Here is a 7,679-nt window from a genome sequence, read left to right as displayed (position 1 = left end):
GCTTCCGCATGCATACCAGCCTGCTGGAAGGGGTGAACAACCGCATCAAGGTGATCAAGCGTATGGCCTATGGCTTCAGGGACTCGGACTACTTCTTCCTGAAAATCAAGGCCGCCTTCCCCGGGAAAGCGCGATGAACCTTATTTGATTGCTTTAAGCACCACAAATTTCGGCGTCGCCGCGACCTGTTCTACGCCACGGAACAGCCGTTTCAGCTTGGCGTGGTAGCCCAGGTGGCGGTTGCCGACGATCCACAGTTCGCCGCCGGTCACCAGCGCCGCGCGGGCTTGCTGGAACATGCGCCAGGCGAGAAAGTCGCCGACCACCTGTTGCTGGTGGAACGGCGGGTTGCACAGCACCAGGTCCAGTGAATCCTCTGCCTGCTCGGCCAGGCCATCGCCGGCGCGGATTTCGACCGGGCGTTCGCCCAGCGCCGCGCGCCAGTTCTCTTGCGCTGATTGCACCGCCATATACGACTCATCCACCAGCGTCAGTTCGGCCAGCGGGCTGCCCAGGGCATAGGCAATGCCGAGCACGCCGTTGCCGCAACCAAGGTCCGCTACGCGTACGCGGCGGAGGTGTTTGGGCAGGTGCGGCAGGAAGGCGCGGGTGCCGATATCCAGGTCTTCGCGGCAGAACACGTTGGCGTGGTTAAGCAGCTCGATGGCCGGTTTTTCCAGGCGATAGCGCGTCGGGTAGGGCGATACAGGCGCGGTTTTGGTCTCGGGTGTGGCAAACAGCAGGCGAGCTTTTCTCACCGCCAGCGAGGCCTGCACCGGGCCGATATATTTCGCCAGCAGATCACCGGCGGCGCGCGGCAGGTGTTTGACCATGGCCGCGGCAATCACCTGCGCGCCGGGGGCAAGCTGGCCGTGCAGACGGATCAGCTGTTCTTCCAGCAGTGCCAGGGTTTTCGGTACGCGAATCAGCACCACATCAAACGGCCCTTGGGCGACTGCGCTGGCCGGCACAAACGTCACGGCATCTGCCGGCAGCTGGTTGCGCAGCAGGTTGACCTGCAAACCCAGATGGCCGAGGTGGGAGTCGCCGCTGCTGGTCACCTGCGCCTGTCCAGCCAGGCTCGCCGCCAGTGCGCCGAAGCTGTCGTTCAGCACCAATACCTGTGCGCTGCTCGTCAGCCCGTGTTCATGCAGATGGTTGAGCAGGTATTCGTCTGCAGCATCGAACGCCTGCAGCGGCTCGTGGGGCTGGTCGGGTTGGCGAAGCAGATCGAGCTGGGCGAATGGGGTGCTGAATACAGGCATGGGAAACTCGGGTAACAGCCCGCAAGGGCGCGATAGAAAGTGCAGTTGGTCGCCATTGTCGGTGCAAGTGGCGGAAAAGTCTCGGAACTGAGAGCTGGTTCAGCAAATCACGGTTGTGCCGCACGCGGCTTTACCGAAGAATGCCGCCCCCTTGCAGATCTGCTCAGTCGTGCTTGATACCCATGAGTCAGCAAGCATGAGTCAGCAAGGTCAGCATTCAAATAATAACCAGGCCCCGAGCGTCACGCCCGGCTGCGATCTGGTAGCGCCTGATGATCAGGACTGCGCCGCTGCTCTGCCGCGTCCGCCGAATCATCCATAGCCCACACCCCCACTCAATGAGGCCTGCTTATGCAGGCTTCACGGCGTTCTATTTGCAAAAAGGTATGTTCATGGTCAAGTCCCTGTTGTCTTTAACCTTCACTGCGTTGCTGGTTGCGGCAAGCCCGGCCCAGGCAGAAGGCAAGGCGCCCATCGTTATCAAGTTCTCCCACGTAGTGGCCGAGGACACCCCCAAGGGCAAGGGTGCGCTGCTGTTCAAGAAACTGGTGGAAGAGCGCCTGGCTGGCCAGATTGTGGTTGAGGTCTACCCGAACTCAACACTGTTCGGTGATGGCGAGGAGATCAACGCGCTGCGCGAGGGCAAGGTGCAGATGCTGGCGCCTTCGCTGTCCAAGTTCGAGGCCTACACCAAGCAATTGCAGGTGTTTGACCTGCCGTTCCTGTTCGACGACCTGGAGGCGGTCAAGCGCTTCCAGAAACGCGACAAGAGCCGTGAGCTGCTGCACTCCATGTCCAACCACGGTATCTACGGCCTGGCCTACTGGAATAACGGTATGAAGCAGCTGACCGCCAACCGTGAGCTGCGCAAGCCTGCGGATGCCAAGGACCTGGCCTTCCGTATCCAGCCCTCGTCGGTGCTCGAAGCGCAGTTCAGTCAGCTTGGCGCCAAGGCCGTGAAGATGCCGTTTGCCGAGGCCTTCAAGGCGCTGCAGGCCGGCACCATCCAGGGCACCGAAGGGCCGTGGTCGAACATTGCCAGCCAGAAAGTCGACACCGTGCAGCCGTTTATCAGCGAGCTCAACCACGGTTCGCTGAGCTATATGCTGATCAGCAGCAAGGAGTTCTGGACCAGCATCCCCTACAAGACCCGCACCGAACTGGAAGCGATCATCGAAGAGGTTTCCTTCTCGGTGAACAAGGACGCCGAAGCGCTGAACAACAACGATCGCGAACGCATCATTGCTGCCGGCAACGCCAAAGTGGTCACCCTCACGGCCGACGAGCGTGCCGCCTGGCGCACTGCGCTGAGCCCGCTGTGGAAGACCTTTGAAGCTGAAATCGGCGCCGATGTGTTGCGTGCCGCACAGGCGGTTAATCGCCGCTAAGCACGGGTTCTAAGGGGTAATGGTAAAGAACCCCCAGGTTTTACCGGTGTTTGTATGGCCGGCGTTGCGCCACACTGGGCCTGTGCAATCCGCATAGGTCCGGTGCTCGCATGGTCAGTGACGACAAGTTCACCCAGCAAACCCTCACCTCTATTGAGGTCTGGTCGCCCAGCCTGTTCAGCCTGCGCTGCAGTCGCGATGCCGGCTTTCGCTTTCGTGCCGGGCAGTTTGCCCGTCTTGGCGTCGCCAAGGCTGATGGTTCGGTGGTCTGGCGCGCTTATTCGATGGCCTCGGCGCCCCATGATGAGTTTCTCGAGTTCTTCTCCATCGTCGTGCCAGACGGTGAGTTCACCTCCGAGCTGAGTCGGCTAAAGGTCGGCGACAGCCTGCGGGTAGAAAAGCAGGCGCTGGGCTTTCTCACCCTGGATCGTTTTGCCGATGGCCGTGACCTCTGGCTGCTGGCCAGCGGGACGGGGCTCGCGCCGTTTCTATCGATCCTGCAGGGTTTGGAGGTGTGGCAGCGTTTCCAGCGCGTGGTGCTGGTGTACAGCGCGCGCACGGCCAGCGAGTTGGCCTATCAACCGCTGATCCATGGCCTGATGCAGCAGGAACACTTGCAGGAATACGCCGATCGTTTCACCTATCTGCCGCTGGTCACCCGCGAGCAGGCCCCCGGTTGCCTGCATGGGCGCATCACTAGCTTGCTGGAGAGTGGTGAGCTGGAGCGCGCCGCCGATCTGAGCCTGGACCCGGCACACTCGCGGCTGATGATTTGCGGTAACCCGCAGATGATTGACGACACCCGCGCGCTGCTGAAACAGCGCGACTTGCAGCTCAGCCTGACCCGGCGGCCTGGGCAGGTGGCGGTGGAGAACTATTGGTAGGGCTTTATTGCAGGCAAACAAAAGGCACCAGAGGGTGCCTTTATGCGTTAGTGCCGGGTGCTACTCCTTGGCTTGCTGGGCCTTGAGCAGGTCGCGGATCTCGCTGAGCAGCTCCTGCTCCTTGGTCGGCGCGGCGGGTGCAGCCGGGGCGGCTTCTTCTTCGCGCTTGAGTTTGTTGAGCACCTTGATGCCCATAAAGATGGCGAAGGCGACGATCAGGAAGTCGAGCACGGTCTGGATAAATTTGCCGTAGGCCAGGGTGACTGCGGCGGCATCGCCTTCGGCGGCTTTCAGCACAATCGCCAGGTCGGAGAAGTCCACACCGCCAATCAGCACACCCAGCGGTGGCATCACCACGTCACCGACAAAGGACGAGACGATCTTGCCGAAGGCCGCGCCGATGATGATGCCCACGGCCATGTCGACCACGTTGCCTTTGACCGCAAAGGCTTTGAATTCACTGATTATGCTCATGCTGCGTTCCCTGGTAGGTGAGGTTGCGCTGAGTGTAATCCAGTGCACGCCGCTTGCCAGCTACTTCTCAGGCCGGGTAGTGGACTTCGGGCAGCGACTCGAACCCTGGCTTGGCCAGCAGGTAACCCTGAAACAGCTCCACGCCCATATCGCGTAATGCATGCAGTTCGCCCAGGCTTTCAATGCCTTCGGCGATTACCCGAATATTCAGTTTGCGACACATCTGCAGGGTCGCTTCGACCAGAATCTGCCGCACGCTGTCCTGATCGATATCGCGGATCAACTGCATGTCCAGCTTGATCAGGTCGGGTTGGAAGTCGGCCAGCAGATTGAGGCCGGCATAGCCGGCGCCGAAGTCATCAATCGCCGTCATAAAGCCCTGTTTGCGGTACGCGCGCAGGATGCCGGTGAGATGGTCGATATCCAGCACCTGCTCCTGTTCGGTGACCTCGAAGATGATCCGCTGCAGCGGAAAGTTGAAGCGTTTGGCCGCCTCCAGCGTGGCGCGGATGCAGGTCTCGGGTTTGTACACCGCGTTGGGCATAAAGTTGATCGAGACCATGGCCGGCACCTGCAGCTTGGCCGCCCATTCCAGCGCGGTAATCCGGCAGGCCTGGTCGAAGGGGTAGAGGTTATTCGCGTTTAGCTTACTCAGCAGACTGCCGGCGGATTCACCGGCTGTACCGCGCACCAGCGCTTCGTGGGCGAATATGGTGCCTGTACTCAGGTTGATAATGGGCTGAAAGGCCATGCTGATGGGAAAACCCAGCCCTTGACCGTCACGGCAAGCCGAACATCCTGATGTTGTACTCATAACCGGTTCTCTTAGTGGTTCCTGACGCTTGGGCAAAGATAGCAGAAGCTGCCTGAGGTCCGGTTGTTAAGGCTTCGCGGCAGAGCCCGCGCGACTGGACTAGGCTCACTGCAAGGCCCGCCATGAGGACGCCGTTATGCCGCTGGAACATCACCCCTTGCACCGTGAGTTTCCCGAGTTCAAGGCGCAGTTGAGCGCCTTGTTATCCAGTGATGGGCATTTCGCTCGCCTAGTCGAGGAATATGAAGAACTCGACAAACGCATCTATGAGGCGGAAAGCGGCCGGGTGGCCATGGATGAGATGTTGCTGCTGGGCCTGAAGATGCAGCGCGTCAGCCTCAAGGACGAATTGGCCGGCTTTCTCAGCAGTGCGTCATAGCGTGATGGGCTTGATCCGGGTCAAGTGCGGGCCCCGGCTCAGGGGATAGTCTGCAGGCAGTGACTATCCCAGAGGAATGCCCGCATGCATGTTGAACACCATCCGCTGATCAAGGACTTCCCCGAACTGCGCGGCGCGCTGCATGAGCTGCGCCAGGGCGACGCCGACTTCGCCCGCCTGGCCGACACCTACGAAACGCTCGATAAACGTATCTGCCGGATCGAAGCGGGTAGCGAGCTGCTGGCTGACGATGCGTTGCTTGCCCTCAAGCAGGAGCGTGTCGGCATCAAGGATGATCTCGCGCGCCGGCTGAAACGCGCAGCCGGGCAGTGTTGTGGTTGTGGTAACGGCTGCAAGGGATAGCTTCGTGGGACTGTAAATATATCCAGCTATTTCGTATGATCCGGGCTCAGCGTTTATAGGAGTCCGGCATGGCCAAGGCCAAGCGCATGTATGGCTGCACCGAGTGCGGCGCCACCTTCCCGAAATGGGCCGGCCAGTGCGGCGAGTGCGGGGCCTGGAACACCCTGGTCGAGACCCTGCTTGAAGCCAATGCGGCCACGCCCAGTGGTCGCGCTGGTTGGGCGGGTGAGCAGGTGCAGATCAAGACCCTGGCCGAGGTCAGCGTCGAGGAAGTGCCGCGTTTCTCCACCGCCTCCGGTGAACTGGATCGCGTGCTCGGCGGCGGCCTGGTGGACGGCTCGGTGGTGTTGATCGGCGGCGACCCCGGTATCGGCAAGTCGACCATCCTGTTGCAGACCCTGTGCAATATCGCCACGCGTTTTCCTGCGCTGTATGTCACCGGTGAGGAATCCCAGCAGCAGGTGGCCATGCGCGCCCGCCGCCTGGGCTTGCCGGAAGACAAGCTTAAGGTGATGACCGAAACCTGCATCGAAAGCATTATCGCCACCGCGCGGGTAGAAAAGCCCAAGGTGATGGTCATCGATTCGATCCAGACCATCTTTACCGAACAACTTTCCTCGGCCCCCGGTGGCGTGTCTCAGGTGCGCGAGAGTGCGGCGCTGCTGGTGCGCTTTGCCAAGCAGAGCGGCACGGCGATCTTTCTGGTTGGTCACGTGACCAAGGAGGGCTCGCTGGCCGGGCCGCGTGTGCTCGAACATATGGTCGATACCGTGCTGTATTTCGAGGGCGAGTCTGATGGTCGTCTGCGTCTGCTGCGCGCGGTGAAGAACCGCTTCGGCGCGATCAACGAGCTGGGTGTGTTCGGCATGACCGACAAGGGCCTGAAAGAGGTCACCAACCCCTCGGCGATTTTCCTTACCCGCGCCCAGGAGGAAGTGCCCGGCAGCGTGGTAATGGCCACCTGGGAAGGCACCCGGCCAATGCTGGTGGAAGTGCAGGCGCTGGTCGACACCAGCCATATGGCCAATCCACGCCGCGTGACTCTGGGCCTGGATCAGAATCGTCTGGCCATGCTTCTGGCGGTATTGCACCGCCATGGCGGCATTCCCACCTACGATCAGGACGTTTTTCTCAATGTGGTGGGCGGGGTCAAGGTGCTGGAAACCGCATCGGATCTGGCGTTGATGGCGGCAGTCATTTCCAGCCTGCGTAACAAGCCGCTGCCACATGACCTGCTGGTGTTTGGTGAGGTGGGGCTGTCCGGTGAAATCCGCCCGGTGCCGAGCGGTCAGGAACGTCTGAAAGAAGCGGCCAAGCATGGCTTCAAGCGCGCCATTGTGCCCAAGGGCAATGCGCCGAAAGATCCGCCGCCAGGGTTGCAGGTGATTGCCGTAACACGCCTGGAGCAGGCGCTGGATGCGCTGTTCGAGTAGCGATCAGTGGGCATGAAAAAGGAGGCCGAGGCCTCCTTTTTCTTTACTCGTCTTCGCCGAGTGCAGCGAGTTCGCGTTCCAGCAGGCTGTCATCGCCGAGGTTGAGCTCCACCAGGCGGCGCAGGTGGCTGATTGAGTCGAGGTCGATATGCCGGCAGACAAAGCCGAGCAGGTCAGACTGGGTGCGGGTCAGTACCACTTCCATCAGCACGCGGGTGTCGTCGGCCAGTTGGATGTTGGCCTCGAATGGCTGGTTGGGGTCGCCATTCCAGCCGTTGGGGCGCTTGATCAGCAGGCCTTTCAGCGACACGTCATGCAGTTCGACCGCCCAGCGCCGCTCCCCTTGCACGATCTCGGTGGGGGCGTCGAAAGCGATGCGGTGAAAGCGCCGACGCTCATTGGCTGTTTCGCTCATGCAAAGAAACTCCTGCGAGGTTTTATCCACTATAGCCAAGGCTGCTGACGATGGCTTGGTTTTATCTGTGCTGAGGCTGGCTCGGCAGATATAAAAAAGCCCGCCAAGAGGCGCAATGCTGTTCAGTTAAGTGGGGCCGCTTTACGCCCTGTAGAGCGGCGGGCTTTGAAATCTTCCTCGCTCTAAGTCTTTGGCAGTGGTTCAGGCCGTAGGATGGGTGCTAACCCATCAGCCAATTGATGGGTTAGCACCCATCCTACGGTG

General features: G+C 60.7%; 10 protein-coding genes. 6 read left to right on the top strand and 4 right to left on the bottom strand.

Annotation, left to right across the window (positions count from 1 at the left end; translation table 11 throughout):
* The coding region (locus Q8M42_RS12705; protein ID WP_304863804.1) for a transposase at positions 1-137 on the top strand (137 nt) is incomplete at its 5' end.
* Positions 138-140: 3 nt separating this feature from the next.
* Here Q8M42_RS12705 and Q8M42_RS12700 read toward each other — a convergent pair.
* The gene (locus tag Q8M42_RS12700) at positions 141-1,265 is read right to left on the bottom strand and encodes a class I SAM-dependent methyltransferase (protein WP_304864935.1); all 1,125 of its coding nucleotides are present in this window, start codon (positions 1,263-1,265) and stop codon (positions 141-143) included.
* A 392-nt stretch (positions 1,266-1,657) separates the two neighbouring features.
* Between Q8M42_RS12700 and Q8M42_RS12695 the strand changes: the two genes are divergently transcribed.
* Together Q8M42_RS12695 and Q8M42_RS12690 are read left to right on the top strand one after the other, a co-directional pair.
* A complete protein-coding gene (locus Q8M42_RS12695; RefSeq protein ID WP_304864933.1) occupies positions 1,658-2,653 on the top strand; it encodes a TRAP transporter substrate-binding protein in 996 nt (331 codons plus the stop codon).
* Between the two features lie 110 nt (positions 2,654-2,763).
* A complete protein-coding gene (locus tag Q8M42_RS12690) occupies positions 2,764-3,537 on the top strand; it encodes a ferredoxin--NADP reductase (RefSeq protein WP_304864932.1) in 774 nt (257 codons plus the stop codon).
* A gap of 60 nt (positions 3,538-3,597) precedes the next feature.
* On the opposite strand, the gene mscL is transcribed toward Q8M42_RS12690, so the two are convergent.
* Together mscL and Q8M42_RS12680 are read right to left on the bottom strand one after the other, a co-directional pair.
* The gene (mscL, locus tag Q8M42_RS12685; protein WP_304864930.1) at positions 3,598-4,011 is read right to left on the bottom strand and encodes a large-conductance mechanosensitive channel protein MscL; all 414 of its coding nucleotides are present in this window, start codon (positions 4,009-4,011) and stop codon (positions 3,598-3,600) included.
* A gap of 67 nt (positions 4,012-4,078) precedes the next feature.
* Positions 4,079-4,825: an EAL domain-containing protein gene (locus Q8M42_RS12680; RefSeq protein ID WP_304864928.1), complete on the bottom strand. Its 747-nt coding sequence runs from the start codon at positions 4,823-4,825 to the stop codon at positions 4,079-4,081.
* 136 nt (positions 4,826-4,961) lie between these two features.
* Between Q8M42_RS12680 and Q8M42_RS12675 the strand changes: the two genes are divergently transcribed.
* From Q8M42_RS12675 to radA, 3 genes are all read left to right on the top strand, one after another.
* Positions 4,962-5,204, top strand: coding sequence for a YdcH family protein (locus Q8M42_RS12675; protein ID WP_304864926.1), 243 nt, complete (start codon positions 4,962-4,964; stop codon positions 5,202-5,204).
* Positions 5,205-5,288: 84 nt separating this feature from the next.
* Positions 5,289-5,567, top strand: a complete 279-nt coding sequence (locus tag Q8M42_RS12670) for a YdcH family protein (RefSeq protein WP_304864924.1) — start codon at positions 5,289-5,291, stop codon at positions 5,565-5,567.
* A gap of 68 nt (positions 5,568-5,635) precedes the next feature.
* Positions 5,636-7,000: a DNA repair protein RadA gene (gene radA / locus Q8M42_RS12665; protein WP_304864922.1), complete on the top strand. Its 1,365-nt coding sequence runs from the start codon at positions 5,636-5,638 to the stop codon at positions 6,998-7,000.
* Between the two features lie 43 nt (positions 7,001-7,043).
* Here radA and Q8M42_RS12660 read toward each other — a convergent pair whose 3' ends face one another.
* Positions 7,044-7,415, bottom strand: a complete 372-nt coding sequence (locus Q8M42_RS12660; protein WP_090376549.1) for a PilZ domain-containing protein — start codon at positions 7,413-7,415, stop codon at positions 7,044-7,046.
* Positions 7,416-7,679: the final 264 nt, after the last annotated feature.

Source organism: Pseudomonas sp. (assembly GCF_030684895.1).
Classification (GTDB): Bacteria; Pseudomonadota; Gammaproteobacteria; order Pseudomonadales; family Pseudomonadaceae; genus Aquipseudomonas.
Note: the sequence above shows the minus strand (reverse complement) of the source record. Positions and strands in the feature narration are given on the sequence as shown.

Coding starts and splice junctions, on each gene's coding strand:
- Q8M42_RS12700 (WP_304864935.1), bottom strand. CDS start 1,265: ATGCCTGTATTCAGCACCCCATTCGCCCAGCTCGATCTGCTTCGCCAA.
- Q8M42_RS12695 (WP_304864933.1), top strand. CDS start 1,658: ATGGTCAAGTCCCTGTTGTCTTTAACCTTCACTGCGTTGCTGGTTGCG.
- Q8M42_RS12690 (WP_304864932.1), top strand. CDS start 2,764: ATGGTCAGTGACGACAAGTTCACCCAGCAAACCCTCACCTCTATTGAG.
- mscL (WP_304864930.1), bottom strand. CDS start 4,011: ATGAGCATAATCAGTGAATTCAAAGCCTTTGCGGTCAAAGGCAACGTG.
- Q8M42_RS12680 (WP_304864928.1), bottom strand. CDS start 4,825: ATGAGTACAACATCAGGATGTTCGGCTTGCCGTGACGGTCAAGGGCTG.
- Q8M42_RS12675 (WP_304864926.1), top strand. CDS start 4,962: ATGCCGCTGGAACATCACCCCTTGCACCGTGAGTTTCCCGAGTTCAAG.
- Q8M42_RS12670 (WP_304864924.1), top strand. CDS start 5,289: ATGCATGTTGAACACCATCCGCTGATCAAGGACTTCCCCGAACTGCGC.
- radA (WP_304864922.1), top strand. CDS start 5,636: ATGGCCAAGGCCAAGCGCATGTATGGCTGCACCGAGTGCGGCGCCACC.
- Q8M42_RS12660 (WP_090376549.1), bottom strand. CDS start 7,415: ATGAGCGAAACAGCCAATGAGCGTCGGCGCTTTCACCGCATCGCTTTC.